This window comes from Streptomyces sp. NPDC096046 (genome assembly GCF_040303285.1).
Classification (GTDB): Bacteria; Actinomycetota; Actinomycetes; order Streptomycetales; family Streptomycetaceae; genus Streptomyces.
In genome coordinates this window covers 381,366-408,132 of sequence record NZ_JBEOSZ010000001.1, presented here as the reverse complement: position 1 = coordinate 408,132, position 26,767 = coordinate 381,366, and the positions used below count along the sequence as shown (strand labels likewise).

At 70.9% G+C, this 26,767-nt stretch carries 21 protein-coding genes, 2 tRNA genes and 1 pseudogene; 11 read left to right on the top strand and 13 right to left on the bottom strand.

The window, feature by feature from the left end; all coding sequences use genetic code 11:
* Positions 1–46 precede the first annotated feature (46 nt).
* The 3 genes from ABTX62_RS01925 to ABTX62_RS01915 all read left to right on the top strand — a co-directional run bounded on the left by ABTX62_RS01925 (position 47) and on the right by ABTX62_RS01915 (position 4,029).
* Positions 47–532: a MarR family winged helix-turn-helix transcriptional regulator gene (locus tag ABTX62_RS01925; RefSeq protein WP_352114338.1), complete on the top strand. Its 486-nt coding sequence runs from the start codon at positions 47–49 to the stop codon at positions 530–532.
* A 97-nt stretch (positions 533–629) separates the two neighbouring features.
* The gene (locus tag ABTX62_RS01920; protein ID WP_502997892.1) at positions 630–3,086 is read left to right on the top strand and encodes an MFS transporter; all 2,457 of its coding nucleotides are present in this window, start codon (positions 630–632) and stop codon (positions 3,084–3,086) included.
* A gap of 88 nt (positions 3,087–3,174) precedes the next feature.
* Positions 3,175–4,029 carry a YceI family protein gene (locus tag ABTX62_RS01915; protein WP_352114336.1) on the top strand — a complete coding sequence of 285 codons (855 nt, stop codon included), beginning with the start codon at positions 3,175–3,177 and terminating at the stop codon, positions 4,027–4,029.
* Here ABTX62_RS01915 and ABTX62_RS01910 read toward each other — a convergent pair.
* Positions 4,015–4,713: a GAF and ANTAR domain-containing protein gene (locus ABTX62_RS01910; protein ID WP_352114335.1), complete on the bottom strand. Its 699-nt coding sequence runs from the start codon at positions 4,711–4,713 to the stop codon at positions 4,015–4,017. The two genes, ABTX62_RS01915 and ABTX62_RS01910, sit on opposite strands and share 15 nt — an antisense overlap.
* A gap of 57 nt (positions 4,714–4,770) precedes the next feature.
* Positions 4,771–5,493: an ANTAR domain-containing protein gene (locus tag ABTX62_RS01905; RefSeq protein WP_283972314.1), complete on the bottom strand. Its 723-nt coding sequence runs from the start codon at positions 5,491–5,493 to the stop codon at positions 4,771–4,773.
* 215 nt (positions 5,494–5,708) lie between these two features.
* Between ABTX62_RS01905 and ABTX62_RS01900 the strand changes: the two genes are divergently transcribed.
* Positions 5,709–6,062 (top strand): STAS domain-containing protein, encoded by a 354-nt coding sequence (locus ABTX62_RS01900; RefSeq protein WP_352114334.1) that lies wholly within the window; start codon positions 5,709–5,711, stop codon positions 6,060–6,062.
* Positions 6,063–6,072: 10 nt separating this feature from the next.
* Complete coding sequence (locus tag ABTX62_RS01895; protein WP_352114333.1) at positions 6,073–6,543, top strand: PPOX class F420-dependent oxidoreductase; 471 nt, start codon at positions 6,073–6,075, stop codon at positions 6,541–6,543.
* 1 nt (position 6,544) lies between these two features.
* Here the strand turns inward: ABTX62_RS01895 and ABTX62_RS01890 are convergent, their stop codons facing one another.
* The 7 genes from ABTX62_RS01890 to ABTX62_RS01860 all read right to left on the bottom strand — a co-directional run bounded on the left by ABTX62_RS01890 (position 6,545) and on the right by ABTX62_RS01860 (position 16,362).
* Positions 6,545–7,324 (bottom strand): TetR/AcrR family transcriptional regulator, encoded by a 780-nt coding sequence (locus ABTX62_RS01890; RefSeq protein ID WP_352114332.1) that lies wholly within the window; start codon positions 7,322–7,324, stop codon positions 6,545–6,547.
* A 381-nt stretch (positions 7,325–7,705) separates the two neighbouring features.
* A complete protein-coding gene (locus tag ABTX62_RS01885) occupies positions 7,706–9,202 on the bottom strand; it encodes an MFS transporter (protein WP_352114331.1) in 1,497 nt (498 codons plus the stop codon).
* 106 nt (positions 9,203–9,308) lie between these two features.
* Complete coding sequence (locus ABTX62_RS01880; protein WP_352114330.1) at positions 9,309–11,507, bottom strand: ArnT family glycosyltransferase; 2,199 nt, start codon at positions 11,505–11,507, stop codon at positions 9,309–9,311.
* Positions 11,504–13,024: a bifunctional glycosyltransferase family 2/GtrA family protein gene (locus tag ABTX62_RS01875; RefSeq protein ID WP_352114329.1), complete on the bottom strand. Its 1,521-nt coding sequence runs from the start codon at positions 13,022–13,024 to the stop codon at positions 11,504–11,506. The genes ABTX62_RS01880 and ABTX62_RS01875 overlap by 4 nt, the downstream gene beginning before the upstream one ends.
* Before the next feature lie 14 nt (positions 13,025–13,038).
* The gene (locus tag ABTX62_RS01870; protein WP_352114328.1) at positions 13,039–14,646 is read right to left on the bottom strand and encodes a sensor histidine kinase; all 1,608 of its coding nucleotides are present in this window, start codon (positions 14,644–14,646) and stop codon (positions 13,039–13,041) included.
* On the bottom strand, positions 14,643–15,383 hold the full coding sequence (locus ABTX62_RS01865; RefSeq protein WP_352114327.1) for a response regulator transcription factor: 741 nt from the start codon (positions 15,381–15,383) through the stop codon (positions 14,643–14,645). Before ABTX62_RS01865 ends, ABTX62_RS01870 begins: the two co-directional genes overlap by 4 nt.
* A 106-nt stretch (positions 15,384–15,489) precedes the next feature.
* Positions 15,490–16,362, bottom strand: a complete 873-nt coding sequence (locus ABTX62_RS01860; RefSeq protein ID WP_352114326.1) for a DUF2797 domain-containing protein — start codon at positions 16,360–16,362, stop codon at positions 15,490–15,492.
* Positions 16,363–17,044: 682 nt separating this feature from the next.
* Here ABTX62_RS01860 and ABTX62_RS01855 point away from each other — a divergent pair.
* Complete coding sequence (locus tag ABTX62_RS01855) at positions 17,045–17,578, top strand: NUDIX hydrolase (RefSeq protein ID WP_352114325.1); 534 nt, start codon at positions 17,045–17,047, stop codon at positions 17,576–17,578.
* Here the strand turns inward: ABTX62_RS01855 and ABTX62_RS01850 are convergent.
* Positions 17,556–18,895 (bottom strand): annotated as a pseudogene (locus tag ABTX62_RS01850) (NsdA family TPR-like regulatory protein). The gene ABTX62_RS01855 and the pseudogene ABTX62_RS01850 sit on opposite strands and share 23 nt — an antisense overlap.
* A 113-nt stretch (positions 18,896–19,008) precedes the next feature.
* On the opposite strand from ABTX62_RS01850, the gene ABTX62_RS01845 reads away from it, so the two are divergent.
* From ABTX62_RS01845 to ABTX62_RS01835, 3 genes are all read left to right on the top strand, one after another.
* A complete protein-coding gene (locus tag ABTX62_RS01845) occupies positions 19,009–19,251 on the top strand; it encodes a hypothetical protein (protein WP_352114324.1) in 243 nt (80 codons plus the stop codon).
* A gap of 206 nt (positions 19,252–19,457) precedes the next feature.
* Positions 19,458–19,901, top strand: a complete 444-nt coding sequence (locus ABTX62_RS01840; RefSeq protein ID WP_352114323.1) for a glycine-rich domain-containing protein — start codon at positions 19,458–19,460, stop codon at positions 19,899–19,901.
* A 68-nt stretch (positions 19,902–19,969) separates the two neighbouring features.
* Positions 19,970–20,857, top strand: a complete 888-nt coding sequence (locus tag ABTX62_RS01835; protein WP_352114416.1) for a protein kinase family protein — start codon at positions 19,970–19,972, stop codon at positions 20,855–20,857.
* A 285-nt stretch (positions 20,858–21,142) separates the two neighbouring features.
* Here ABTX62_RS01835 and ABTX62_RS01830 read toward each other — a convergent pair whose 3' ends face one another.
* From ABTX62_RS01830 to ABTX62_RS01820, 3 genes are all read right to left on the bottom strand, one after another.
* Positions 21,143–21,973, bottom strand: a complete 831-nt coding sequence (locus tag ABTX62_RS01830) for a PASTA domain-containing protein (RefSeq protein ID WP_352114322.1) — start codon at positions 21,971–21,973, stop codon at positions 21,143–21,145.
* A 313-nt stretch (positions 21,974–22,286) separates the two neighbouring features.
* A tRNA-Arg gene (locus ABTX62_RS01825) sits at positions 22,287–22,359 on the bottom strand.
* A 196-nt stretch (positions 22,360–22,555) separates the two neighbouring features.
* A tRNA-Ser gene (locus ABTX62_RS01820) sits at positions 22,556–22,646 on the bottom strand.
* Between the two features lie 284 nt (positions 22,647–22,930).
* On the opposite strand from ABTX62_RS01820, the gene ABTX62_RS01815 reads away from it, so the two are divergent.
* Together ABTX62_RS01815 and ABTX62_RS01810 are read left to right on the top strand one after the other, a co-directional pair.
* Positions 22,931–23,350 (top strand): SSI family serine proteinase inhibitor, encoded by a 420-nt coding sequence (locus ABTX62_RS01815; protein ID WP_502997891.1) that lies wholly within the window; start codon positions 22,931–22,933, stop codon positions 23,348–23,350.
* 425 nt (positions 23,351–23,775) lie between these two features.
* A partial coding sequence (locus tag ABTX62_RS01810; protein ID WP_502997890.1) for a PAS domain-containing protein occupies positions 23,776–26,767 on the top strand: 2,992 nt, incomplete at its 3' end.

Genomic DNA, 26,767 nt, shown 5'->3' with positions numbered 1-26,767 from the left:
AACCAACAGCTTCTATGGTTGCCCTAAGCAACGAAAGCGGGGTGTCATGGCCGACAGGGCGCAGTACGAAGAGCTGGTCCGCCAGTTCAGCGCCTTCGGCGCCGTGAAGCGGGAGCTCGGCAGGATCATGCCCGCCGAGTGCCCCGGCGGGTCGGCGGCCGTTCTGACCCTGCTGGACCGCCATGGCGACATGCGCATCAGCAAGCTCGCCGAGCTGCTGGCGGTGGACATGTCGGTCACCAGCCGCCATGTCGCGCACGTCGTGGACCGAGGCTGGATCGAACGCTCCCCCGACCCCGCGGACAAGCGCTCACGCATCCTGCGCCTCACACCCGCGGGCCGCACACAGCTCGACGAGCTGTCCCGGCGGACCACCGAGGTCCTCGCCGAGCGTCTGGGCGACTGGACCGAGGAGGAGGTCGGCCAGCTCACGCACCTCATGGCGCGGCTGCGGGAGAGCTTCGACTGCCGGCCCGGGAACCGCGTCGCGCCGGCCGCCTTCGACCCCACCCGTACACCCGCAAGCACGTAAGAAAAGGAAGCCCATGGCAACGACCACACCAGCCGGTGTGCGGGCTCATGCCAAGCACGGGGGAGGCTCCCACGGCTCCTCCGGTGACGGCGCTGCGATGACGCACCGGCAGATCATGGAGGCCCTCACCGGCCTTCTGCTCGGCATGTTCGTCGCGATCCTGTCGTCGACGATCGTCTCCAACGCCCTGCCCCGGATCATCAGCGACCTCGGGGGCGGTCAGAGCGCCTACACCTGGGTCGTGACCGCGTCCCTGCTGACGATGACCGCGTCCACCCCGCTGTGGGGCAAGCTCGCCGACCTGTTCTCGAAGAAGCTGCTGATCCAGCTCGCGCTGGTCGTCTTCGTGCTGGGGTCGGCGGCGGCCGGCATGTCCCAGAACCCGGGCATGCTCATCACCTTCCGTGCGGTCCAGGGCATCGGCATGGGCGGTCTGTCCGCGCTGGCCCAGATCATCATGGCGGCGATGATCTCGCCGCGTGAGCGCGGCCGGTACAACGGCTACCTCGGCGCCACCTTCGCCACCGCCATGGTCGGCGGCCCGCTGGTCGGCGGTGTCATCACCGACACCGACTGGCTCGGCTGGCGCTGGTGCTTCTACGTCGGTGTGCCCTTCGCCGTGATCGCCCTGATCGTGCTGCAGAAGACCCTGCACCTGCCCGTCGTGAAGCGGAAGGTCAAGGTCGACTGGGCCGGCGCCTTCTTCGTCACCGCGGCCGTCTGCCTGCTGCTGGTCTGGGTGACCTTCGCCGGTGACAAGTACGACTGGGTGTCCTGGCAGACGTACGCGATGGTCGGCGGTTCGCTGGCGCTGCTGGCGGTGTTCGTCCTCGTCGAGGCGAGGGCGAGCGAGCCGATCATCCCGCTGCGGCTGTTCCGCAACCGGACCATCACGCTGGCCTCGCTTGCCTCGCTGTTCGTCGGTGTCGCGATGTTCGCCGGGACCGTCTTCTTCAGCCAGTACTTCCAGCTGGCCCGGGACAAGTCGCCGACGATGTCCGGCGTCATGACGATCCCGATGATCGCGGGCCTGTTCGTCTCCTCCACCGTCTCCGGGCAGGTCATCACCCGGACCGGTCGCTGGAAGGCGTGGCTGATCGCCGGCGGTGTGCTGGTGACCGCGGGCCTCGGCCTGCTGGGCACGATCCGGTACGACACCGAGTACTGGCACATCGCGATCTTCATGGCGCTGCTGGGTCTCGGCATCGGCATGATGATGCAGAACCTGGTGCTGTGCACGCAGAACCAGGTGGAGCCGGGCGACCTGGGTGCCGCCAGCTCCACGGTGACCTTCTTCCGGTCCCTCGGCGGTGCGGTGGGCGTCTCCGCCCTGGGCGCGGTCCTGGGCAACCGGATCACCGACTACGTCAAGAACGGCCTCACCGACCTCGGCCCCAGGGGTGCGGCCCTCGGTCACGCGGGCACGGGCGGCGGCGGCATCCCCGACCTGAGCACGATGCCCGCGCCGATCCGCACGGTGGTGGAGAGCGCCTACGGCCACGGTGTCGCGGACGTGTTCCTCTACTCGGCTCCGATGGCGCTGCTCGCGCTGGTGGTGACGCTGTTCATCAAGGAGGTCCCGCTGAAGACCAGGGGCGGACTGACGCGGGCCGCCGACTCTCAGGCGCATGCCGCGGCTCCGGCCGGAGCCGCCGAGGCTCCTCCCGCGGCGGAGAAGGCCGCGCCGAGCTGGGCCGAGACCGCGGCCACCGACGGCCCCGGACCCGAGGGAACGCAGCGGCTCGCCGCCGTCGCCACGGCGGCTCCGGCCGGGAAGTCCGCGTCCGGTGGGAGCGGTATTCCGGTCCGCGGTGTCGTCCGCGGCGCCGAGTCCGCGCCCGTGCCGCAGGCCGCCGTCACGCTGATCTCGCTGGCCGGGCGCCAGCTGGGCCGGTCCGTGGCGCAGGCCGACGGCTCGTACGCGGTGGACGCGCCGGGCTCCGGTGCGTACGTGCTGATCGCCTCCGCCGACGGTTTCCAGCCGCAGGCGTCCACGGTCGTGGTGAACGGTGAGCCGGTCGCCTACGACATCCTGCTCAGCGGCACCAGCGGGCTGACCGGCGTGGTGCGGGCCGCCGAGAACGGGCAGTCCGTCAAGGACGCCGTGGTCATCGTGACCGACGTGCGCGGGGACGTGCTCGCCAACGGGATCACGGGCGAGCAGGGTGAGTTCTCCTTCGCCGAGCTGGTGCCGGGGGCGGTGACCGTCGCGGTGAACGCCGCCGGGTACCGGCCGCGTGCCCTGCCCGTCGAGGTGGGCGGCACCGGGGTCACCCGGGTCGAGATCGGCCTGGACTCGGGCGCCCGCGTCCAGGGTGTCGTCCGCGCCCCGCACGGCCCGCTGGCCGACGCCCGGGTGACGCTGGTCGACCAGGCGGGCAACGTCGTCGGCTCGGCCACCACCGGGACGGACGGGGCGTACGCCTTCACCGACCTGGACGGCGGCGAGTACACCGTCATCGCCACGGGCTACCCGCCGGTGGCGACCGCCCTGACGGTCACGGGCCCCGGCACCGACGCCCACGACATCGAACTCGCCCACCCCGGCGAGTAGGGACCGGCCCCGGCCCATGACGGGTGGCGCGCTCCGAGCGGAGGTGCGCCCCCGTCGCGGGCCGGTTTCTTTCGGAGGAGTGAGTGAGATGGGACTGACCGCGAGGATCCGTACCCGGGACGGATGGGCCGTGTCGCACGCGGTCGTCACGGTGGCGGACATGACCGGCGCGCAGGTGCTGCGGGCCGAGGCCGACGCGGAGGGCGCCGTACGGGACGCGACGCCGATGGCGCCGGGGGCGTACACCGTCGTCGTCACGGCCGTCGGATACGGGCCCGCGGCCTCCAGCCTGATCGTCACGGGTGGGGGTGCCTCCCGCTCCGGCGGAGCCGAGGGCGGGGGAGGGCGCGCCGAGGTCGGCACCGTGACGCTGGCGCGGCAGGGCGGCACCGAGCTGCCGCCGCCCGGCCCGTGGACCGTCGACCCGGTGCACTCCAGCGTGGCCGCCGTGGCACAGCACCTGGGCATCTCCAGCGTGCACGGCCGGTTCACGGAGTTCGCCGGCTCGATCGAGATCGCCCCGGACGACGTCACCGAGTCGCGTGTCGAGGCGGTGATCCGGGCCGCGTCCGTCGACACCGGCAACGGCATGCGCGACGGGCATCTGAGGTCGCCGGACTTCCTGGACGTCGAGCGGTACCCGGAGATCACCTTCCGGTCGACGGGGCTGACGGCGACCAAGTCCCACCGGTGGACCGTCCACGGCGAGCTGGGCATGCACGGGGTCGTACGGCCCGTGGACCTCGACCTGGCCTACCTCGGCACGGGTCCGGACCCGTGGGGCGGCACCCGCGCCGCGTTCCGCGCCACGGCCGAACTGCGCCGCGAGGACTTCGCCATGCACTACAACCAGGTCCTGCAGGCCGGTATCGCCGCCATCGGCACGACGCTGAAGGTGGAGCTGGACATCCAGGCCGTACAGGGCGCGTCACTGCCGGCGTGAGTCCGGGGCGGACACCTTCGCCACCAACTGGCCGCACAGATCACGGAGCTTGACGTTCCGGTTCTGCGAGACCCGGCGCAGCCGCTCCAGGGCGATCCGCGCGTCGATCCGCTCCCGGGCCATCAGGATGCCGACCGCCTGGTCGATGACGCTGCGGGAGAGCAGCGCGGTGCGCACATCGGCTGCGGACTGCCGCCGGCTCTCGATGCGCAGCGCCATGTCGATCGCGTCCGCCGCCCGGGCCGCGAAGGCACGGCCCGCCTCCCGGCCCGTGCCCAGATCCTGCGCGCCGACGCCGTAGAAGTTGATCGCGGCGCCGCTGCCGCCCACGACGGCGACCGGCAGCGCCAGCACACAGCGGACGCCCGTGGACAGGGCGTACTCCGTGTACGCCGGCCAGCGCGACTCCGCCGCCAGATCCGGGGCGTACTGCTCCGCACCGGTCTCGGCCGCGTCTACGCAGGGCCCCGAGCCGTTCTCGTACTGGCGCAGGTCCAGGCCGCTGGGCAGGCCGCCGCTGCCGGCCAGAGTGAGCAGCCGCCCGGCGCGGCGCACGGTGATGCTGCACGCGACGGCGCCGGGCACCTCCTGCACCGCGCGGTCGGTCAGATCGCGCAGCAGCGTGTCGAGACCGCTGCTGCGCACCATCGCCTGGTCGAGCGTGTCGGACGTCTCGGAGCTCATGACCGTACGGGTATCCCGACATCACCCGAACACGCCTTCTCCGTAATTCACCCCACCTCAGGGGGTGTTGTGAGCACCGACGATCCGGCGGGCGAGATCGCGCAGCTTCACGTTCTCCCGCTGGGAGGCGCGCACCAGGCTCTCGAAGGCCGCCGAGGCGTCGATGCCCTGGCGTTCCATGAGGATGCCGGTGGCCTGGCCGATCAGGTCGCGGGTGTGCATGGCCTCGGTGAGCTGCTCGCGCACGGTCGCGGAGTCCAGGGCGATGCTGACGTGCGCGGTGAACAGCCGGCCGATGCGGGTCGCGTCCTCGTCGAAGACGCCCGGTTTGCTCGCGTAGGCCGTGAGCACGGTCAGCCGGCGGCGGTCGGCGCGCAGCCGCAGGGCCAGCGCCGAGCGCAGTCCCAGACCGGCCAGCACGTCCCAGCCGTCGTCGGCCTCGCTGTCCGCTATCCGCGCCACCGGGCTGTTCCACAACAGGTCCCACAGGCCGTGCTGTTCGCGGCCGGTGTGCCGGTCCTCGGCGGAGCGCACGATCTCGTCGGTCCAGGCGAGCGTGCGCATCTTGCTGCCGCGTTCGATGACGGAGATCCCGGCGTGCTCGGCGCCCGGCATGAGGTGCACGGCCAGCCGGACCGCCGTGCGCAGCGCGCTGTGCGGCGTGAGGGTTTCGTGCAGTTGCTGAGAAGCCACCGTGAGAGCTTCGGCCAGCTCGACGCCAGCCGGATAACGGGGCAAATCAGGAAACTCGGACGCAGCCACCACGAACCTCTTCGGCATGCACGGCCATGGCCGTGCGCAGGAGAGCTCCGCAGCACATTCCCGACTGCGAGCACAGGACGGACAGCACTCTAACTGTTCGGTTGCCTCCGAGTGACGTCCGGCCGACGCCGCCGCGGGTGCTTCCTCCGGCCGCCCCCCGCATGGTGGAATGGCCCCACGGGTCAGGAAGCGGCCTTACCGGAATCCGGACGAACGTCTGCCAGGTGAGTGCCGTGACCTTCTTCACGAATCCCACAGAACCGCGCGACCTCCCCGGCCGCGTCCACCTCACGCTGCCCGCCGAGATCGACTTCTGTAACGCGGCGCGGCTGCTGCCGCTCGTCATGTCCGCGGCCCGGGCCCGGGGCGACCGGCTGGAGGTCCTCGTCCTGGACCTGAGCGCGACCTCCTTCATGGACTCCCAGGGCATCCGCCTCATCAACGATGTACGGCACCGGCTGCGTCCCGGGGCCCGGGTGCGCCTGGTGGCCCGGCCGGAGGGGGTCACGAGCCGTGTCCTGGAGCTGACCGGCCTGCGCCGGGACGTGCCCGTGTACGACAACGTGGCCGAAGCGATGGCGTCGTAGGCTGCCGGGCATGGCACCGAACATCGCGACGAACACCCGCGTCTCCCTCGACGAGTTGCTCGACTTCGTCCGACCCCGGCACCACGCCGTCCTGCTGACCCGTCGAGCCGACGGCGGCCCTCAGAGCTCCCCGCTGACCTGCGGTGTCGACGACTCGGGCCGGATCGTGGTCTCCACCTACCCGGAGCGCGCCAAGACCCGCAACGCCAAGCGGGACCCGCGCGTGAGCCTGCTCGTGCTCAGCGACGACTGGAACGGCCCCTGGGTCCAGATCGACGGCACGGCCGAGGTGATCGACTCCCCCGACTCCGTCGAACCGCTCGTGGAGTACTACCGGAACATCGCCGGGGAGCACCCCGACTGGGACGAGTACCGCGCGGCCATGCTCAAGCAGGGCAAGTCGATCATCCGGATCACGCCGGAGCGGTGGGGGCCCGTGGCGACCGGAGGCTTCCCGGCGCGACTGGTGGAAGAGAAGTAGGTCAACTCTCTCCGTCGGCGTCACGCTCACGGGTGACCATCGCCTCGATGCCCGCGATCAGCAGTTCCAGCGCGAACTCGAAGTCGCGCTCCAGCATCTCGGCGACCGTGTCGCCGCCGCGCGCCGCCATGATCTCCCGGGACTCCTGGAGGACGTCGGCGGCCTGCGGGGCGGCGGTCACGGCGTTCAGGGCCTGCTGGAAGTACTCGTCCACGCTCATGCCGCCGACGGCTGCCCGGGAGGCGAGATGACCCTCCAGGGTGCCGTAGCCGTAGACGAACTGGAAGACGGCCGAGATCGTGCTCGTCAGGCGTTTCGCGGGCAGCCCGGTCCTGCGGACGACGCGCTGGATCACCCGTGAGAACGCCAGGCTGTTGGGCCCGATGTTGAGGAAGACCCCGACCAGCGCGGACACCCAGGGGTGCCGCACCAGCAGCGTCCGGTACTCCCGGGCCAGCGCCCGCACCTGGTCCCGCCAGTCCTCACCGGCGTCCGGATCGGGCAGCCGCACCTCGCCCATCACCTGGTCGAGGGCGAGTTCGAGCAGGTCGTCCTTGGTGTCGACGTACCAGTAGACGGACATCGCGGTGACGTTCAGCTCGCCGGCCAGCCGCCGCATGGAGAACTTGGCCAGGCCCTCGGCGTCCAGCAGCCGCACGGTGACCTCGGTGATGCGCGCCCGGTCCAGCCCCGAGGGCTGCCCTCCACCGCGCCGCCGGTGCGCTGTGCTCTCCAGCCAGACGCTGGACCGCGGCTGACCCTGCCGGGCGGCTTTCGCCATGGCGCACCTTCCTCGACCTCTTGCTGCCGATCATGCTAGTGCCGCAGCAGGCAACGTTCGCCCCGTCGCGACGCCCGGCACGCACTCTCGCCGCACCGGGCGCAAGCCCAGTACACCCAGTACGAGGGCTTGCACCCGGCACGCCGAGAGCACGCACCGGACGCCGCTCCTTGACGGGCAAACGTTGCCTGCCGCGGCACTAGGCGCCTTGAGGGGCGCGGGGAACTACGCGACTGACCACGGCGGCCCCGCATCCGCACGACGACCGCACAGCCCGTTCTCCTGGGCGGCACTAGGCGGATTCTGCCCGCTCGGCCCGCCGCAACAACCCGGCCGCGACCAAGCCCCCCGACCCGCACGACCACCGCCCACCCCCTCCTCCTAGGCGGATTCCGCCCGCTCGGCCCGCCGCAACAACCCGGCCGCGACCAAGCCCCCGGCCAGCACGGCGACCGCCCCCACCAACTGGCTGGTCTCCAGGCCCGAGGCGAAGGCGTCGGAGATCCTGGCCTTCTCCTCGGCCGAGTCGGCGGCTGCCAGCGCCGCCGGCAGTGACGCCGCGGACACGGTGACCAGCGACGCGAACCGCGAGTTGAGCACGGCACCGAGCACCGCGACGCCCAGCCCGTTGCCGAACTCCGCCAGCGTCCCGTTGATCCCCGCTCCGACTCCGGCCTTCTCCGGCGGGATCGCCCCCATGATCGCGTTGGCCATCGCCGGCATGGACAGTGCCACTCCCGCCCCCATCACGATCAGCCCGAGCAGCATGCCCCCGTACCCGTGGCCGCCGAGCAGCGCGATCGCCGCCAGCCCGGCGGACACCAGGGTCATGCCGAGCGCGATGGCCGCCGGCGTCCCGGCCTTCAGGACCAGCTTCGCCCCGACTCCCGTGAAGTTGAGCGCGACGACGGTCAGCGCCAGGGGCGCCGTCCGCAGCCCGGCGTCCAGCGGCTCGTACCCGAGGACGAACTGGAGATGCTGTGTGAGCAGGAACAACGACCCCGTCATACCGAACGCCACGAGGATCGCGCCCGCGACCGCGCCCACGAACTTCTGGTTGCGGAAGAAGTGCATGTCGAGCATCGGATGCTCGGTCCGCAACTCCCACAGCACGAACAGGCCGAGCACCACCGAGCCGATCAGCGCGGAGACCGGCACCCGCGCGGAGCTCCAGCCGTGCTCGGGCCCGGTGATGATGGCGTACACGACGGCCGTCATGCCGATGGTCGACAGCACCGCGCCGAGCAGGTCGGGCCGGTCGCCCGCCTTGTGCTTCGACTCCGGCACCAGTGCGGCGACCGCGACCAGGCCGAGCACGGCGACCGGGATGTTGATCAGGAAGATCGCGCCCCACCAGAAGTGGTTCAGCACCACACCGCCGATCAGCGGCCCGGCCGCGAAGCCGAGCGAACTGACCGTCGACCACAGCGCGATGGCCTTCACGCGCTCCTGGTCGTCGAAGATCTGCACGACGACGGCGAGGGTCGTGGTCATCAGCAGCGCACCGCCGACGCCCATGCCGGCACGGGCCGCGATCAGCTGGGCCGGGCTCTGGGACAGGCCGGCCGCCAGCGAGCCGACACCGAAGACCGCCAGGCCCGACATCAGCATCAGCTTGCGGCCGTAGCGGTCGGCGGAGTTGCCCGCGGTGAGGAGCAGGCCGGACTGCACCAGGGAGTAGGCGTTCATCATCCACTGGACGTCGGCGGTCGAGGCGTCCATCTCGCGGGTGAGCGAGGGGATCGCCACGTTGAGGATCGTGTTGTCGAGCAGCACGGTGAGCTGCGCGAGGCAGATGACACCGAGGATCAGCCAGCGCTGGGGATGGCCGCCGGACGCGATGTGCGGCGGGGCCTTCTCCTGGGGGGACGTCGTCATGTTGTACACCGTAGAACAGTTCCTATACGGCGTACAACGAGGTTGCGTCGGGCACGGCGGAGGGCGGTGGCTTTCGGCCACCGCCCCTCGTCCGGTCAGGGACGTGTCAGCCGCTCGCCTTCTGTGTGAGGTCGTAGAAGGTGCTCGAACCGACCGTGACCTTCTTGAAGTTTGCCTCCACCCAGGAGGTGATCCGGGAGGACGCGCCGTCGCTGCCGCCGCCCATGCCGCCGCCCATGCCTCCGGAGGCAATGAAGTAGTGAATCCTTCCGTCCGCCACGTACTTCTTGAACTGGGCCGGCGTCGGGGACGGGTCCGTGCCGTTGAAACCACCGATCGCCATCACCGGCTCGCCGGTGGACAGCTGATAACTCGCCGCGTTCTGGGCGCCGATGGCCGCGGCGGCCCAGGTGTACCGGTCGGCGTCGGTCTCCAGGAGCTTCTTGGCCTCGGAGCTGACGCCGGCGCCGTTGAGCAGGCCGCCCATACCGCCACCGCCGCCGCCCATGGCGCCGCCGTCGCCGTTCGGCTGGTTCTGGCCCTGGCCCTGCTGGTTCCGGCCGCCGGGGAACCCGCCTCCGGGGAAGCCGTTGCCGTTCTGCTGGTTCTGCTGGTTCTGGTTCTGCTGGTTCTGCTGGTTCTGGTTCTGCTGGTTCTGCTGGTTCTGGTTCTGCTGGTTCTGCCCGCCGCCCGGGAAGCCGCCACCGCCCGGACCACCGCCACCACCCGGTCCGCCGCGGCCGCCCGCCACCGTCGGACCCGCTGTGACGATCGAGCCGGTGTGCCCCTCGTTCACGGTGGTCAGGGTGTACGCCGCCGGACCGGCCAGCGCGGCGACCACACCCAGCCCTGCCGCTCCCAAGGCCAGCCGGGGCACCAGCCGACCGGCGAAGATCAGGCCGAGGGCGGCCGTCAGACCGCCGACCAGGACGAACCACTTGAGCCAGGGCAGGTAGTCGGAGGAGCGGTTGAGCAGGACGTATCCCCAGGCGGCGGTCGCCGTCATGGCGGTGGCCAGGCTCAGCGACGCCCAGGCCTTGTCGCGCTTCTCCCAGAGCAGCGTTGCGCCCATGCCGACCAGCGGGGCGATGTAGGGGGCGAGGGCGACCGTGTAGTACTCGTGGAAGATGCCCTGCATGTAGCTGAAGACCAACATGGTGGTGAGCAGCGCGCCGCCCCACACCAGGAACGCGCCCCGGGTCGCGGAGGTCCGGCGGGCCTTGCGCGTGGCGACCAGTCCGGCGACGAGCAGGATCAGCGCGGCCGGGATCAGCCAGGAGATCTGGCCGCCGATGGAGGAGCCGAACAGCCGGTCCCAGCCGGTCTCACCCCAGGCGCCGCCGCCGTTCCCGCCGCCACCGCCTCCTCCGACACTCCCGGTCTCCTCGCCGTTGAGGCGCCCCAGGCCGTTGTAGCCGAAGGTCAGTTCCAGGAAGCTGTTGTTCTGCGAGCCGCCGACGTAAGGGCGAGAGGAGGCCGGCCAGAGTTCGACGATCGCGACCCACCAGCCGCCGGACACGACGATCGCGGCGAGACCCCCGGCGAGCTGCCCGATCCGCTTCCTCACCGTCACCGGGGCGCAGACGCCGTAGACGAGGGCGAGCGGCGGCAGGATCAGGAAGGCCTGGAGGGTCTTGGCGAGGAAGGCGAAGCCGATCGCGGCTCCGGCCCACAGCAGCCACTTCGTGCGGCCGTCCTCCAGGGCGCGGACGACGAGGGAGCAGGCCGCCGCCATCAGCAGCGCCAGCATCGCGTCGGGGTTGTTGAAGCGGAACATCAGCGCCGCGACGGGGGTGAGCGCGAGCACGACACCCGCGATCAGTCCGGCCGCGGGACCGAACCGGCGCCGGACGGCCGCGTACACGACGGCGACCGTGCCGACGCCCATGAGGACCTCGGGCGCGAGGATCGCCCAGGAGCCGAGGCCGAACAGCCGCACCGAGAGGGCCATGGGCCACAGGGCGGCCGGGGGCTTGTCGACCGTGATGGCGTTCGCCGCGTCGAGCGAGCCGAAGAAGAACGCCTTCCAGGACTGACTGCCGGCCTGTACGGCCGCCGAGTAGAAGGAGTTGGCGTAACCCGAGGCGCTGAGGTTGTAGAGGTACAGCACGCCCGTCGCCAGCAGCAGGGCGAGGAAGGCGGGGCGGGCCCAGCGGGGGTCCTCGGGCCGGCCGCGCCAGATCCGTTGCACGAAGGGCCTCTTGGGGGAGCCGGCGGCATGGGCCGGTGTCGGGGACGGGGTGCGGGTCCGGCTGCCGGGACTCGTGTCCGCGTCGATGGCCGGTCGGTCGAAGTGGACGGTCATCGGATGTCCCTCGTGTCGGTGTCGTGCGGGCGCACGGGCTGCAGGTGCAGGGTGGTCTCCCTCCCCCACTCTCGGCTTCGCTCGAGCGGGGGCACCCCCACGGTGCCGTCCGCGGCCTCAGCGGCGCGGAACTGCGCGGTGTCGTAAGGGGTGGTGCGGTAGGCGGTGGTGCCGGCGTGCGTGAAGCCGGTGGGGGCAGCGGTGGGGCCGGTGCCGGCGTGCGTGAAGCCGGTGGGGGTGGTGGTGCCGTACGGGGTGGCGCCCGACGGGTCGTCCTCGCGCCGGTCGGGGAACACCCAGGCCCGGAAGAGCAGGAACCGCAGGACCGTCGCCGCGAGGTTGGCCGCGATGAGGACGGCCAGTTCGGTGGAGTGCGCGGGCTCGGAGGACGCCGCGTTCAGTGCCGCGAGCGAGCCGCTGGTCAGGGCGAGCCCGATACCGAAGACGACCAGGCCCTGTGCCTGGTGCCGTACGGTCCCGCCGCGCCCGCGCACCCCGAAGGTGAGCCGCCGGTTGGCCGCGGTGTTGGCGACCGTCGAGACCAGCAGGGCGAGGGCGTTGGCTGCCTGGGAGCCGGTGAAGACCCGGAAGCCGCTGTAGAGCAGCAGGTAGAAGAGGGTGGACAGGGCTCCGACCACGCAGAATCCGACGAGCTGGCGGGCGAGTCCCGTCGGCACGCCCTTGATGTCGCGGTCGCGCGGGTCGTCGCCGAACGGCCGGGCGAGCCGGTACAGCGGCAGGGAACCGGTGGTCAGCGCCCTGCCGATCCGCCACACGCCCTTGAGGTCGTCGGTCGCGGTCTTGACGATGTGGACCGTCGAGTCGGGATCGTCGACCCAGTCCACCGGCACCTCGTGGATCCTGAGGCCCGCGCGCTCGGCGAGCACCAGCATCTCGGTGTCGAAGAACCAGCCGGTGTCCTCGACGAGGGGCAGCAGCACCTGCGCCACGTCCCGGCGGATCGCCTTGAAGCCGCACTGGGCGTCGGAGAACCGCGCCTGGAGCGAGCCGCGCAGGATGAGGTTGTAGGCCCTGCTGATGAACTCCCGCTTGGGGCCGCGCACCACCCGCGAACTGCGGGCCAGCCGGGAGCCGATGGCGAGGTCGGAGTGGCCGGAGATCAGGGGGGCCACCAGCGGGAGCAGGGCGTTGAGGTCGGTGGACAGGTCCACGTCCATGTAGGCGAGGACCGGGGCGTCCGAGGCCGACCAGACGGCCCGCAGGGCCCGGCCGCGGCCCTTCTGCTCCAGGCGGAAGACGGCGGCCTCGGGGATCTCCGCCGCCAGCCGTCCGGCCACCTGCGGGGTGGTGTCCGTGGAGGCGTTGTCCGCGATCGTGATGCGGAACGGGTACGGAAACGTCCGGTCGAGGTGCTCGTGCAGTCTGCGGACGCACGGCCGGAGGTCCTTCTCCTCGTTGTAGACGGGGATCACTACGTCCAGGACAGGCGTACCGGCTGGTGCGGCCGGGAGGTGCTCCCGCGCCGGCAGGGTGCCGGGAGAAGAGTCGGTTCGCATGGGACCGACTGTCGTCAGGCGCCCTGTTGTGCCCGTGTGGTGACGCTGTGGCGTGCCTGTGAGTGCCGCTGCCGCGTCGAATCCTGCCCCGGCTGGGGCGGCGGGGCGGGCAGACGGACCGTGAACACGGTCCGCCCGGACACGCTGTCGACCGTGACGGCACCGCCGTGCGCGTCGGCCACGGCCTGCACGATGGCGAGGCCCAGACCGGTCGAGCCGGTGGCGCGGGTGCGGGCGGAGTCGCCGCGCGCGAACCGTTGGAAGACGTGTGGCAGCAACGCGGCCGGGATGCCCGGCCCGTCGTCCTCGACGTCCACGCACAGCCATCCCTCGTGCCACCGCACCCGCGCGGTGACGGTCGTCCCGGGCGGTGTATGGGTACGCGCGTTGCCGAGCAGGTTGACGAGCACCTGGTGCAGCCGGGCCGCGTCCGCCGAGACGAGCGCGGGCTCGTCGGGCAGGTTGAGCCGCCAGTTGTGGTCCTGGCCGGCCGCCCGGGCGTCGCTGATGGTGTCCACGACGAGCGGGACGAGGTCGGTCTGCTCGAACCGGAGCGGCCGTCCGGCGTCGAGCCGGGCGAGCAGCAGCAGATCCTCGACAAGAAGGGTCATCCGGCCGGCCTCGGACTCGATCCGGCCCAGGGCGTGCCGGGTGTCGTGGCCGACCTGTTCGCGTCCCCGCCGGGTGAGTTCGGCGTACCCGCGGATGGAGGCGAGCGGAGTGCGCAGCTCATGACTGGCGTCGGCGACGAACTGTCGGACGCGCGTCTCGCTGCGCTGCCGTGCGTGCAGCGCCCCGTGGACGTGGTCCAGCATCCGGTTGAGCGCGGCACCGACCTGTCCGACCTCCGTGCACGGGTCGGTCTCGGAGTCGGGGACCCGCTCACTGAGGTTCACCTCGCCGGTGTGCAGGGGCAGTTCGGAGACCCGGGTGGCGGTGGCGGCGACGCGGCGCAGGGGGCGGGTGGCGACGCCGACCAGTACGGAACCGGCGAGACCGGCGGCGGCGAGACCGGCGCCGGTGACGCAGACCTCGACCAGGATGAGGGTGTTGATGGTGTCGGTGACGTCCGTGGTCGGGATGGCCACGTAGTAGCTGCCCTTGTCACCGCTCTCGTACGCGACCTGGTACTCACCGAGGCCGGGGATGTCGACGGTGCTCGGCGGTCCCTCGGTCTGCGGCACGGAGGCGAGGGCGGCTCTCTGCGCGGCGTTCAGCGACCGCGCGCTCATGTGGTAGCTGTCATCGGAGACGCCGTACGCGGACTGCGTGATCCGGCCGCCCTCGATCTTGGCGGCGACCGTACCGCCCGGCTGCGGCCCCCTCGTGACGAAGGCGGTGAGGCTTTCCCCCTTGTTCTTCGCGAGCGCGTCGGCCCCGTCGTCACCGGGCTCGCGGGGTGGGCTGAACGCGGCCCTGGACGCGGCTGCGTCGAGTTGCTCGTTCAACTGCGCGTACAGATGGGAGCTGAGGGCCAGCGTCGTCACCGTCCCGATCACCGCGCACACCACGGCGATCAGCACCACGCACGCGACGACGAGCCGCGTCCGCAGGGTGCGCGGCTTGCCTGCCCGCCGGCCGACCGCCTGCTGCTGCGTACGCTGCCGTCGTCGACCGCTCATGCGGCCGCGGGCTTGATCAGGTACCCGGCACCGCGCCGTGTGTGGATCATCGGCTCGCGCCCGGCGTCGATCTTGCGCCGCAGGTAGGAGATGTAGAGCTCGACGACGTTGGCCTGACCGCCGAAGTCGTACGACCACACCCGGTCGAGGATCTGCGCCTTGCTGAGGACGCGCCGCGGATTGCGCATCAGGAACCGCAGCAGCTCGAACTCGGTCGCGGTCAGGTGGATGTCGTCCCCGGCCCGGGTCACCTCGTGGCTGTCCTCGTCGAGGGTGAGGTCTCCGACGACCAGCATGGACTCCGAGCGCCGGTCGGCGGCGCCGGAGCGCCGTATCAGCCCGCGCAGCCGCGCGACGACCTCCTCCAGGCTGAACGGCTTGGTGACGTAGTCGTCGCCGCCCGCCGTCAGTCCCGCGATCCGGTCCTCGACGGCGTCCTTGGCGGTCAGGAACAGCACCGGCACGTCCGGCAGTTCGCGGCGCAGCCGCCCGAGCACGGCGAGCCCGTCCATGTCGGGCAGCATCATGTCGAGGACGATGGCGTCGGGCCGGAAGTCGCGAGCGGTCTGGACCGCGCCGGTGCCGTCACCGGCACTGCGGATCTGCCAGCCCTCGTAGCGCAGGGCCATGGACAGCAGCTCGGTGATCGACAGCTCGTCGTCCACCACAAGCACGCGGACGGGGCTCCCGTCCGGCCTGAGCAGTTCGGTGCGCCCCTGGGGCGAGGTCGTGGTCATGTGAACACGATGTCGAGGGCCTCTGAGAGCACACTTTCGGCAAGCTGTGATTTCGCTGAGAAACACACAGGCGCTTCTCAGGAAACGCCTGGGAAGGCCGGGCGGGTCAGAACAGGCCGTCCTGCACGCCCCCCGCCTCCTTGAACGGACGCAGGGGGACGGTCAGCCCCTCCCCGGTGGCGGGCATCAGACCCCACCCCGTCATCAGCCGGGTGTCGAGCACCACGACGCCGTCCCCGGTGGCCAGGTGCAGATCGGGTCCGGCTGCCGCGACCAGCTCGCCGCCCACCGCACCCCCGGAGACGAGCTCGCTCACGCCCCCGACGGCGACGGGCACCCCCGCGAGCCCGAACACCCCGACATGGTCGACGACCCGCAGCGGCTTCCGTACGAGCGACTCCGGCCACGCGGGGAGCGCGACCGCCCGCTCGTGCAGCTCGGCGACCTCACCCGCCCGGTCGGCGGCCGCCTCCGGCAGCGCGGCCCGCACGGCCCTCTTCTCGGCGTACGGAATCCGGTCGGGCACCCGCAGGGCGGCCCTGAGCAGCTCCTCCGTACGCCGGGCGGCCATGAGCGGACCGACGCCGAGCCAGCTGAAACAGACGGCCCCCTGTTCGAGCAGCCGCGCGGACCCCCGCTCCTGCGCGGTGATCCCGACCTTGACCATGCCGGGCCCGAACCACGCCAGATACACGTGGTACGGCCGGGGATCGTCGGCGATGGTGTCCGCCGCCACCGAGTGCGCCCGGTCCAGCCGCGCACACTCCTCGCACCGCGCCCCCGTACTGCGCCCCGGCACGACCGCACTCACCGGGCACGCATGCCCCCGAGCCCCCACACACGTGCGCGCACCCCCTTCCACGACCCTGAAGGCCACGCGTTTCCCCCGGGTCAGCGCGCTGCGCCGACCGCCGTCCCAGAGCAGCTCGGGACCATCGGCCGACCAGCGCAGCCCCGAGCACTTCCATGCCTGTGCCATCCCTGCCGAGCGTAGGGGGCACCACTGACAACGGGGCGCGGCCGACGCGGAGCGGCCTCACGGCACGGAGTCGCCACCGGCGACGACCACGATCCTCCCTGCTCTTCCCCATCGCATGCCACGCCTACCTGGGCGACGTGACGTGGAACGTGCACTGTGACGACGCTTACCGGCCATTACGGGAGCAGTTCGGGCGGCGGTTGAAGAAGCCGCAGTTCCGGTACCAGGGCCCCACGGGGAAGTGGCGCGGCGGGATCGTCGTATCCGACCGGCGGACACAGCAGCCGTCCAGCCTGATGTTCGGACCCAAGGAGACAGTCACCGTGCCGACTACTGCGGTCCCCGGACAGCCGGGAGCTCCGGCCCCCGAGCAGCGCGAGGCCGAGCCGGACGGGGATTTGCCGCTCATCCCGTAACGGACGACATACGCGAGGGGCGGCAGCTTTGGCAGCCCAATTGGCCAGCTCAACGACCGTAGACACCCCGAGTGCTCGCAGTTTCCTAAGCCGAGGTCTCAGCGACATCCCCCGCCGTCGCTCGTGAGTTCGTCCGTCTGACGCTCCCTCCTAGCCGGCGGGTCCTCGACGACACATCTCGTCAATGTGACGCGAAAAGCTGGGAACTCGCACAGGCCTTCAGATCGGTCTGAGATCCTGGAGTCCGATCGAGAGGGGCCGCAGGTATGGAGTGGAAGACCCACGGTGAGCGTCAGGTCTACACCAACCCTTGGGTGAATCTGTGTCTGGTCGACGTCCAACAGCCGGACGGACGTAGGTGGGAGTACCACGTCGTCCGCCTCCGGCACCTGGCCGTTGCCGCCGTGGTCAACGACCGCAAAGAGGTCCTGATGATGTGGCGACACCGCTTCATCACGGACTCGTGGGCCTGGGAGCTACCCATGGGCTTGGTCGAGGACGGTGAGACCCCGGAAGAAGCTGCGGCACGTGAAGTCCTGGAAGAGACCGGCTGGCGTCCCGGCCCGATCAAGCCTCTGATCTATGCCGAGCCGGCCAATGGGATCACCGACTCGCAGCACCACGTCTTCCGCATCGACGGCGCCACGTACGCCGGTCCGCCCACGGAGCAGAACGAGTCCGACCGCATCGAGTGGATCCCGCTCTCAGAGGTGCGCGGGATGATAGACCGCCGCGAGGTCGTGAGTAGTGGATCACTCGTCGGCCTGCTCTACCTGCTCATGGATGAAGTGATCCGCTGACCGGCGGGAGGAGTTCCCGTAGCCGCGCCTCGAAGGCAAGGGCTACGGGCTCCTGCCTATGTGGGGCCAACTGGTCGTAGAACTCCCTGAGGTGCCCTGACACACGCTCGGAGGCCACCGCCGACGCGGGCTCCAGGGCTTGCGTGGCGGTGTGGCACGCCTGGTCGAGCTTGCCCTGGTCCAACTGTGTGCGGGCCAGCCAGAACGAGTGGAAAGCGCGGCCTCGCTGGTTGGTGTGGTCCTCCCGCCGCAGGGCGTCTGCGATCAAGGGTTCGGCAGTCGCCGCTTCGCCCAGACGGCCATGGGCGATGCCCGTGTCCACGATGAGCTTCGGCTCATCGAAGTAGGTCACCCATGAGGGGTCCGGATCGCTCGCCCCGATCCGCTCGAATTGGCTGTGCGCTTCCCCGATCGCCCGGTGGGTGTCATCACGGTTGCCGAGGGTGGCGTGGGCGAACGCTTCCCGCATGGCCAGCATCGACATAACGCGTGGCGTGCTGCCGAGTGTTGACCCAGCCTGATCCTGGGCTGCGGTCACGAGTGCCAACGAGTCCGCGGGCTTGTCCTGGTAGGTCGCCTGCAAGCTCATGCAGGCGAGGACGTTGGCCATGAACTGCCGGTCGTCGATCTCCTTCGCCAGTTGCAGGGCCTCGGTGAAGTAGGCGCGAGCCTGGTTGTACTGGCGGGCGTCGAAGTAAGTCCAGCCAGTCAGGCGCGCCAGCTCGGCCGCGATGCCGTACAGGCCGTTCTGGATCGACGGTGATCGGCTCTCCTTCAAGAGCCCGACGACATAACGGAGCTGGCCAACGATGGCGGCCGCAGTGCTTCGCCACCGTGCTGGTCGTCCCGTCGCCAGTAGTCCTCGATCGAAGAGCGGAAAGCTTCAAGCGTGGCCTTGTTCAAACTGGCTCGCGTGGCCAGCGCCAAGATGCTGTCCACATCGGGACCAGGCAGAGACGCGGGGGCCTGCTGCTCCGGCTCCGACATCTGGGGCGCCTCGCGCTCGTCGACCACGAAGGCCTGGGGCGTCTCCCACGCTCGGCGGGCAAGCCCGAGCATGTCTCCTGGGATGCGCAAGCCGTCTGAGATTCGCTCGATGACATCCATGTGCTGCAAGTGGCGTCGGCCTGCGATGACTTCGCCCACTCGGCTCGGCGTCAGGTCACAACGCCGGGCGATCATCGACGGGTATATCCCCGCCCTGACCTTCACCAGCCGGAAGACTCTGGCGAAGTCCCGGACCCGACACGCATCGATCATCTCGGGATCGGTGAGCAGCCTGGCCGGCAGTTCCTGCGGCCGGTCCGGTTCGGGCATCGGCAAGCTCCCACACTGCGAGGGCTACGCCACGTCGCTGGTTCTCTACTTCCGGCGATGTTACCCAAGTTGGGTAATCAGCCTGACCTTTTAGCGGCGGCCCTCCGATCGCGATGCTCGTGTGCATGGCGAGCAACCAGCAGACCAGACCAGGCATCGGTGAACTGGCGAAGGACACCGCCAAGGGGCGTATCGGCATCGTCATGGGTGAGCTCGGCGGCCGAGTGCAGATACGGCCCATCGGCGGCGGCCGGGAGTGGGATGCCATGCCGGACAAGGTGGCGCAGCCGAGTGCTCGGGAGGAACTGAGCGCCCGCCTGGCCATCAAGAACGGCAACAGCAGGAACGGCCTGTGATGCGCGCCATCGGCCGATACGCGGGAGTCCTCTTCATCATCCTGATCAGCGGGTCGTGCGGCCTGGTGATCGGCATGGCTCTCGCTGTCGGCCAGTAGACCGGCCGCCCCGGACGGGTGCTCATTCCCCGGTTCCCCCACCCCCGTTCGGGGCGGCCTCCCAACCCGTAAGTACCACGCTCCACTACCCAAAGAGGGAGTACTCGCATGACGGCAACGGCGAACGATCAGAGGACCGGCCGCGCGGTGGCTGGCGAGGAGCTGTTCCAGAGCCTCGCCCACTTCGTGGCCGTCCACAGCGGGCAGTCACCCGAGCGTGCCGAGCGGATCGCGGACCAGGCGGTCGCCTTCGTGGTCACCGCAGCCACCGCCATCGTCCCCATGGTCCCGTCGGACGACGTGGACCTGGGCCTTCACGCGTTCATCCTGCACACGAAGGAGTACGCCGAGCTGTGCGAGCGGTACGCGGGCCGCTTCCTGCACCACAACCCGAAGCCCGGTGGTGGTGCCCGTGACCCGAGGCAGGTCGCCGCTTCGGCACGTGCCATGAAGACGGCGGGCTTCATGGTCTTCGATGACCTGTGGACGGTGGACGGCACGAACCTTGCCCAGTGCGACTCCGACTGCGGCCGCCCGTACGGCCAGGCGTAGCAAGACAGCAGCGGCGCGGCCGGCCTCGACTCGTGGTCGGCCGCGTTCGCCCGGAAGGAGAACAGACGTTGTCCGGCTCACCCTCTGAACTGCCGATCGTTGTGCTCGACGCCCTCATGCCCACGTCTCAGCGCCTGGTCCTGAACCGCCGGGGCTCCATGGTCTGGGAGGTGCAGAGCCATCGAGGTCACTACGCCGTCAAGGTCGGCTATCCGATCGAGGCTACGGCCGACTGGCCCGCCCAGCCCTGGACCGCCCTCGCGCCCGCACGCGAGGGTGCCGTACTGCATCGCCTCGGCTTCGACGACTTCGCGTACGGAGAGTGGGAGGGCGGAACGTGGAACTTCCAGCCGTGGCATGAAGGGCCGGACCTGTACCGACTGTGGGAGCCCTGCCGAAGCAACGGCGCGTCCGTCGCACCGCACGCCGGCGTGGCGCTGGGTTGTGTCGAGGCCCTGGCCGCACTGCACGCCAAAGGTTGGGCCCATGGCGACGTGCAGCCCGCCCACTTCATCGTCGGGCCGGAACGGACGCATCTGATCGACCTGGCTCTGTCCCGAGGCGGACACGTCCCCGAGGGGTACGACTTCCCGTTCCGCGGCTGTCTCGTCCACTACGAAGCGCCGGAGATCGCGCGCAGCGTGCTCGCCACGGGTGAAGCCGAGCCCACGCCGGAAGCCGACGTCTACGCCCTCGGCGCCTCCCTGCTGATTTCGGCCACTGGTTGGCGGGCTGTCGAGTATCCGGACGACGCTCCGCGCCCCGTCCAGAGAGAGGCCGTGGCCAACGGCAGACGCCGCCCCGTCAAGGCGCCCGGTGAGCTGGGCAAGTTGATCGAAGCCATGCTCAGCCATGCTCCCGAAGACCGGCCGACCATCTACGAGGTGGGCAAGGCCCTGAGCTGCCTCACGTCACGACCCATGAAGAACGGACCCTCATCGAGCCGCGCAACCTGAACCGCTCCCTGGAGGCTCTGTGCGTCGGCGCCGCGTCCGTAGGGTCCGCTCGCACGACCTGCGCCTCGTTGCTCCACGAACAGCGCGCCGAGGCCCGCATGATCATGAAAGTCCTCGGCCACAGCTCCATCCCAGTGACCATGGATCTCTACACCTTCGTACGGCTCGACTCTCAGCGCTTGGCGTTCGAGCGTGTCGGGGATGCAGCGCGGCCCTGAATCAGGTCGGAGATCTCACTCCGCTGCAGGGCCCGCGCCAGGAGTAACTGGCGCGGGCCCCTGCGCGCTACCGGCAGCCCCCGGGCGGACACGGGTTGTAGCAACCGCCAGGCGGGCATCCGCCCTTATCACCCGGGGAGTAATCCTTCTCGCTGCTGCTACCACTGTCCCCACTGCTGCCGTCGTCAGCGGACGATCCGTCGTCAGCAGACGTTCCATCGTCAGGTTCGGCGTACTGCCGATCGAGGTAGTCCGGATCGTTTTCGGGGTTCTTGTACAGCCCCTTCGACAACGGACACGCCTCGTCCTTCTCTACGGCGTGCACGACGACATCTGGTTCTTGCGCCAGTCTCGTCCCAGCCTTGACGCTCTGGAAGCACACTTTCCAGCTCGCGTACTCACCAGATTCGTTGTTCGTGTCGTAGGCCGCCTCGTCCTCGTAAGCGGCCTCGATGGCTACCGCGCCGACGGCATCACCCAGCTTCTCCACCGCGTCGGCGTACGTGGAGCCCTTCACGTTCGGCATCTTGGGCCAAGGGATGCGTTGACCATCCTTCTTCGGGCACGGTGCCCCGTCTGGCACGGCAGCGAAGTCGACCTTGCTCAAGGTCGCCTTTTCGAAGCACACGGTCCAGTCCCCGCCCGGATTCTCGTCCCGGTCGCTGGCGTCGTGCACCGCAACGCTCAGCCCGGTCTGCCCTACTCGCTCCAAGGCACTGTCGACGCTCTTACCGACCTGGCTCCCAGCTGGGCTCGGAGTGGCCGTGATCGTGACCGGCGCGGTAGGCGTCGACGCCGCATCGTCACAGTTGTCGCCACAAGATCCGAGTAGCAGTAGAAGCAGCACCACAGCCAAGACGGCTATGCCACCGAACAGCCCCTTTTCACCCCTGTTCATTGCCAATGTGGTGATACCCCCCTGACTCGCATGGTGGTCCGGGCGACCCGCCCGGGGCGCGGTGCTGTCACTCCGCGGACACCCCCACCGGAGGAGAGCGTGGGCACGTCACCACCAGCAGCGGATAGCAGGTGATGATCCGCGCGTATCGGGTTCTATCGGAGCGAGAGAGGTGATGGCAACAGAGGGGACGAAAGGCAAGGACCTGAACGTATACCCCATCGCCGTGTGACCCGCGGTTGCCGCCGGAAACCGCCGTCAAGACAAAGACCAGAGGCCCTGTGGATCACTCCACAGGGCCTCTGGTCTGCTGTGCACTCGGCAGGATTCGAACCTGCAACCTTCTGATCCGTAGTCAGATGCTCTATCCGTTAAGCTACGAGTGCTTGTTCTGTTTTTTCGCCGCTCTCGGGCCTTCCGGCTCGCTCGCGGCGACAGGAAGAACATTACATGACTGCCGCCGCCATGTGAAATCCGTTAGCCGCACCCCTTGTGAGCTGCGGAAACGGCACTTCCGGCCGCACTGTCGGGGGCAACGACAGCGAAGCCCCGGTCGGCTGACCGGGGCTTCGTGATCGAGTGCGGAGGCGGAGGGATTTGAACCCTCGATGGGCTGTAAGGCCCAAACCGCATTAGCAGTGCGGCGCCATAGACCGGACTAGGCGACGCCTCCAGCATCACTCCCGCGCGAGCGCGAGCGGTGCGTGCCGATGATGACACAGTCGAGCGTGCTGTCACCAATCGACCCCCACGGTACTAGGCGGGAAGGGCGGGGGGCAAAGGCCTTGTCAGGCCCGTGCGGGCCTCCGCCCGTGGGGCCGCGCGCAACATCCGGGGCCGTGCCGCGTTAGGCAGGGCATGTTGCGTGCCACTCCCCGGGCCACCGCCCGCCCCGCCCTGCGGCGCCTCTTCATCACGGCCGCCGCCTCCATCGCCGCCGCCGGGTCCCTGACGGCGGTGTCCCCGGCCGCCTATGCCCAGGCCGACAAGGCCGGCCTGTCGTTCCCGACCCGGCCGGGCGACGGCCCGGACCGCGATCACCTCACCGTCACCGTCCGTAACGCCGGCGGCGGAGCAGACGGAACGTTCGAGCTGTACTGCGACCCCGACGGCGGCAGCCACCCGGACCCGCACGGCGCCTGTGCCGCCCTGGAGCGGGACACGCAGTGGGGACAGGACGTCTTCGCTCCCGCCCCGGAAGGCGGCTTCTGCACCATGCAGTACGGCGGACCCGCCACCGCGCACGTCACCGGCACCTGGGCCGGACGTCCCGTCGACGCCACCTACGACCGCCGCGACGGCTGCCAGATCTCCCGCTGGGACCGGCTCGTGCCGCTGCTGCCGGGAGTGGGGGGCGAGGCGGGCACCAGGGCCTGAGCCGTCCGCCCGTGGAAGGACGGTGGGGGAGCGAGGCAGTGGGGCGCCGGTCCGCCGACCGGCGCCCCCTACTCGTATGCGCCACTCGCCGCCCTCATCACGCCGGTCCGCCGAAAGGTACAGAAAGTCCGTCGCTGTAAAGGTCCCGCGAAGGTCCCGCGACGTCGTCGCAGGAGGGCGGGCGTTTCCGCTTACTCGGTCGTCAGTTCGGTGTCACTTCCTCGTGCGACCTCGCTCTCATCCGGCGTCGCGAGCGCAACCGCAGCCCTTAGACTCCCTCGCGTGACACGCCGCGGGACGGTTGGCAAGATGGCCCGAGCGGTCGGCAAGGTGCGGTAACAGGGAGGAAGCGTCTCGTGAGCAGCAGGCCATCCCGAGGCGCTGCTCGCCTCGCAGCCATACTGGACGCGCTTCCCGACGCGTTGGTGCTGGTCAACGCCAACGGCACGGTCGTCAACGCCAACACCATCGCCCTGGAGGCCTTCGAGACTCCGGGGACCGCTCTGGTGGGCCGCGGGCTGCTGGATCTGCTGCCGCAGTTCGACTCCAAGCTCATCCCCGGCTCCATGCGACGCCCGGAGCACCTCGATCCGCATGCCCGGACCAAGCCCACCCGGATGATCGCGCGCCGGACCGACGGGACCGAGTTCCCCGTCGAGGTCACCAGTGCGAATCTGGAGAACGGCCAGCAGGCCTACGACGGTTACGGCTACACCAGCGACGAGCTGCTCATGCTCGTCGTGCGCGACCTCTCCGGGACGGTGGACACCGAGGCCGAGCTCGCCCGGTCCCAGCGGCAGACCGAGATGATCCTGCGGGCCGCCGCCGAGGGCGTCGTCGGCACCGACACCGACGGGCGGATCGTGCTGGTCAATCCGGCCGCCGCCCAGATCCTGGGATTCCGGGCCAGCGACCTCGGCGGGCGCGAGCTGCACACCCTCGTGCTGCACTCGCGTGCCGACGGCTCGCCCTTCCCCTACGAGGACTCGCCGCTCGCCGACACCCTGCGCTCCGGGCGCAAGCACCGGGTGCGCGGGCAGGTGCTGTACGCCAAGAACGGCGGCAAGGTCCCGGTCGACCTGACGACCGCGCCCGTACGCGACGGGGACCAGCTCGTCGGCGCCGTGATGACCTTCACCGACCGGCGGCCGTACGACGCCGTCGTCGAGGAGAAGGAGGCGGCGGAGAAGCGGCACGCCGAGGAACTGGAGCGGATCGCCGAGGAGCACGCCTCCGAGCTCACAGCGCTGCGCCAGCAGCACGTCACCGAGGTGGAAGAGCTGACCGAGCGGCACGCCGAGGAACTCGCGGCGAACGAGGAGCGGTACGCCGCGCTCGGGGAGCGGGAGAAGGACCGGTTCGAGGCGCTCGCGGCCCGGCACGAGCAGTTGCTGACCCTGCTCGGGCGGTCGCTGCGCGGCCCGCTGGAGGAGCTGCGCCGCGAGCTGGCCGTGCTGGCCGCCGACGACGCCGGGCAGCTGTGGCCCGAGGCGAACCAGGTGCTGCACCACCTGTCGGCCGGCTACGCGCGCATCACGACGCTGATCGACAACGTCCTCGGCTACCAGCGCCTCGACGCGGGCAGCGAGAACGTCGCCCGCACGAAGGTGATGCTGGACGCCGTCGTCGCGGCCGGGGTCGACGGGGCCGTCGAGCTCATCGGGCCCGGCCGGGTGCAGTTCGCCGTGCACGCGCCGCCCATCGAGGCGGAGGTCGATCCCCGGCTGCTCGCGACCGCCCTCGCGCATCTCGTCGCGGACGTGGCGGGCGTCGACGCGACCGGCAACACACCCGTGTCGGCGGGCGGTTATCTCGACAACACCGTCGTGGTGGCGGCGGCCCAGCGCGGCGAGGTCGTACGCATCGAGGTGCGCGGGCCGTACGCCGGTGGCGACACCGTGCACGAGCCCATCGTCCGCGGGATCGTCCGGGCCCACGGCGGGGTGCTGCAGACACACGACGTGCCGGGCATGAGCGGGAGCGCGTACGTACTCGAGGTGCCGATCGGCGGCGGGGCCGGAGCCGTCGCCGCCCAGCCGGTGGACGAGTCCGCCGCGCTCGCTCTCGTCGAACCCGCCGAGCAGACCTCCGGCGGGGGGCGGCGCCGGGCACGGCGGTCCAGCACCGACGCCTTCCTCGACGCGGACGTTCCGGGTGGAGAGGGCGACGGGACCGGAACTCCCCGAGCCGACGGGACCGCACCCACCGGGCGGCGCAGGCGCCGGGCCGCCGGGGAACAGGCCGCCCTTCCGGAACAGGCGTCCGGTGAGGGCGCCGCGTCCGGCGGGACCGGGCGGCGGCGGCGCGCGGCCGAAGACGCGGCTGCGGGTGCGGATGCGGATGCGGATGCCGTCGGCAGTGCCGTCCAGGGTGTCGCCGAGGGGGCCGTGATGACGGCCGCCGAGCACGCGGCGGGGGCCGCCGCCTCGAACACGGGTTTGGGCGGAACCGTGCCGCCGCAGGGCGTGCCCGCGCCGTCCGCCCGGCGGGAACCCGGTGGGCAGGCCGCGCTGCCGCCGGCGCTGCCCGCGGCGTCCTCCGGGGGTGAGTCCGCCGGTTCGGCCGAGGCGGCCCCGGAACAGGCCCAGCAGCCGACCGGACGCCGGCGGCGGGCGCTGGCCGCCGCCAACGAGCGGGCGGCTGCCGCTGCCGCCGCGCAGGAAGCGGCGGGGCCGCGCGCGGTGTTCGCACTGCCCCCGGCCGAGGCCGATCAGACTCCGGCCCCGGCTTCGGCTCCGGCCCCTCAGGAGGCGCAGGCCGACCAGGGGCAGCAGGTCGCTGACGCTCCCGTGGGTGCGCCGGGAGCCGTGCCCGCCCAGGGGCAGGCCCCGGTCCAGACGCCGGGCGCCGTGGCGGTTCCCGGTGCGGCCTCCGCCGGTGACGGGGTGGCCGGGGAAGGGCGGCACGACGCCGTTCCGCACGACCAGTCCGCCGATCACACTCCGCCGCAGCCGCATCCGACCAGCGCGCCGACCGGCCGCCGGCGGCGGGCCGTCGCGACGCCGCAGCCGGCCGAGGGCGCCGGGACGCGGATGCCGGGGCATCCCGACCAGGCGGGTCCGGTGCCCGCCGCCTGGGGGTCCGCCGACCCGGCGCAGGGTGTTCCGGCGCAGCAGGACGCCACCGGTCAGGTCCCCTCGGGGCAGGGCACTCCCGCCCAGGTCGGGATCGCCGCTTCCCCGGTCCCTCCGGGTACGGCCGTGCCGCCGCAGGGCATGCCGGTCCCCGCGCAGGGCAACGCACCCGGTCAGGTCCCCTCGGGGCAGGCCGGTCCGGGGCAGGGCGCTCCCGCCCAGGTCGGCGTCGCCGCTTCCCCGGCCCCTCCGGGTACGGCCGTGCCGCCGCAGGGCATGCCGGTCCCCGCGCAGGGCAACGCACCCGGTCAGGTCCCCTCGGGGCAGGCCGGTCCGGGGCAGG

Bases quoted from the DNA above. Each gene is read 5' to 3' on its own strand.
- ABTX62_RS01910 (WP_352114335.1), bottom strand. From the start codon at position 4,713: ATGAGCTCCGAGACGTCCGACACGCTCGACCAGGCGATGGTGCGCAGC.
- ABTX62_RS01905 (WP_283972314.1), bottom strand. From the start codon at position 5,493: ATGCCGAAGAGGTTCGTGGTGGCTGCGTCCGAGTTTCCTGATTTGCCC.
- ABTX62_RS01875 (WP_352114329.1), bottom strand. From the start codon at position 13,024: ATGCGAACCGACTCTTCTCCCGGCACCCTGCCGGCGCGGGAGCACCTC.
- ABTX62_RS01915 (WP_352114336.1), top strand. From the start codon at position 3,175: ATGGGACTGACCGCGAGGATCCGTACCCGGGACGGATGGGCCGTGTCG.
- ABTX62_RS01925 (WP_352114338.1), top strand. From the start codon at position 47: ATGGCCGACAGGGCGCAGTACGAAGAGCTGGTCCGCCAGTTCAGCGCC.
- ABTX62_RS01860 (WP_352114326.1), bottom strand. From the start codon at position 16,362: ATGGCACAGGCATGGAAGTGCTCGGGGCTGCGCTGGTCGGCCGATGGT.
- ABTX62_RS01830 (WP_352114322.1), bottom strand. From the start codon at position 21,973: ATGAACAGGGGTGAAAAGGGGCTGTTCGGTGGCATAGCCGTCTTGGCT.
- ABTX62_RS01885 (WP_352114331.1), bottom strand. From the start codon at position 9,202: ATGACGACGTCCCCCCAGGAGAAGGCCCCGCCGCACATCGCGTCCGGC.
- ABTX62_RS01845 (WP_352114324.1), top strand. From the start codon at position 19,009: ATGCTCGTGTGCATGGCGAGCAACCAGCAGACCAGACCAGGCATCGGT.
- ABTX62_RS01880 (WP_352114330.1), bottom strand. From the start codon at position 11,507: ATGACCGTCCACTTCGACCGACCGGCCATCGACGCGGACACGAGTCCC.
- ABTX62_RS01840 (WP_352114323.1), top strand. From the start codon at position 19,458: ATGACGGCAACGGCGAACGATCAGAGGACCGGCCGCGCGGTGGCTGGC.
- ABTX62_RS01895 (WP_352114333.1), top strand. From the start codon at position 6,073: ATGGCACCGAACATCGCGACGAACACCCGCGTCTCCCTCGACGAGTTG.
- ABTX62_RS01890 (WP_352114332.1), bottom strand. From the start codon at position 7,324: ATGGCGAAAGCCGCCCGGCAGGGTCAGCCGCGGTCCAGCGTCTGGCTG.
- ABTX62_RS01870 (WP_352114328.1), bottom strand. From the start codon at position 14,646: ATGAGCGGTCGACGACGGCAGCGTACGCAGCAGCAGGCGGTCGGCCGG.
- ABTX62_RS01855 (WP_352114325.1), top strand. From the start codon at position 17,045: ATGGAGTGGAAGACCCACGGTGAGCGTCAGGTCTACACCAACCCTTGG.
- ABTX62_RS01920 (WP_502997892.1), top strand. From the start codon at position 630: ATGACGCACCGGCAGATCATGGAGGCCCTCACCGGCCTTCTGCTCGGC.
- ABTX62_RS01865 (WP_352114327.1), bottom strand. From the start codon at position 15,383: ATGACCACGACCTCGCCCCAGGGGCGCACCGAACTGCTCAGGCCGGAC.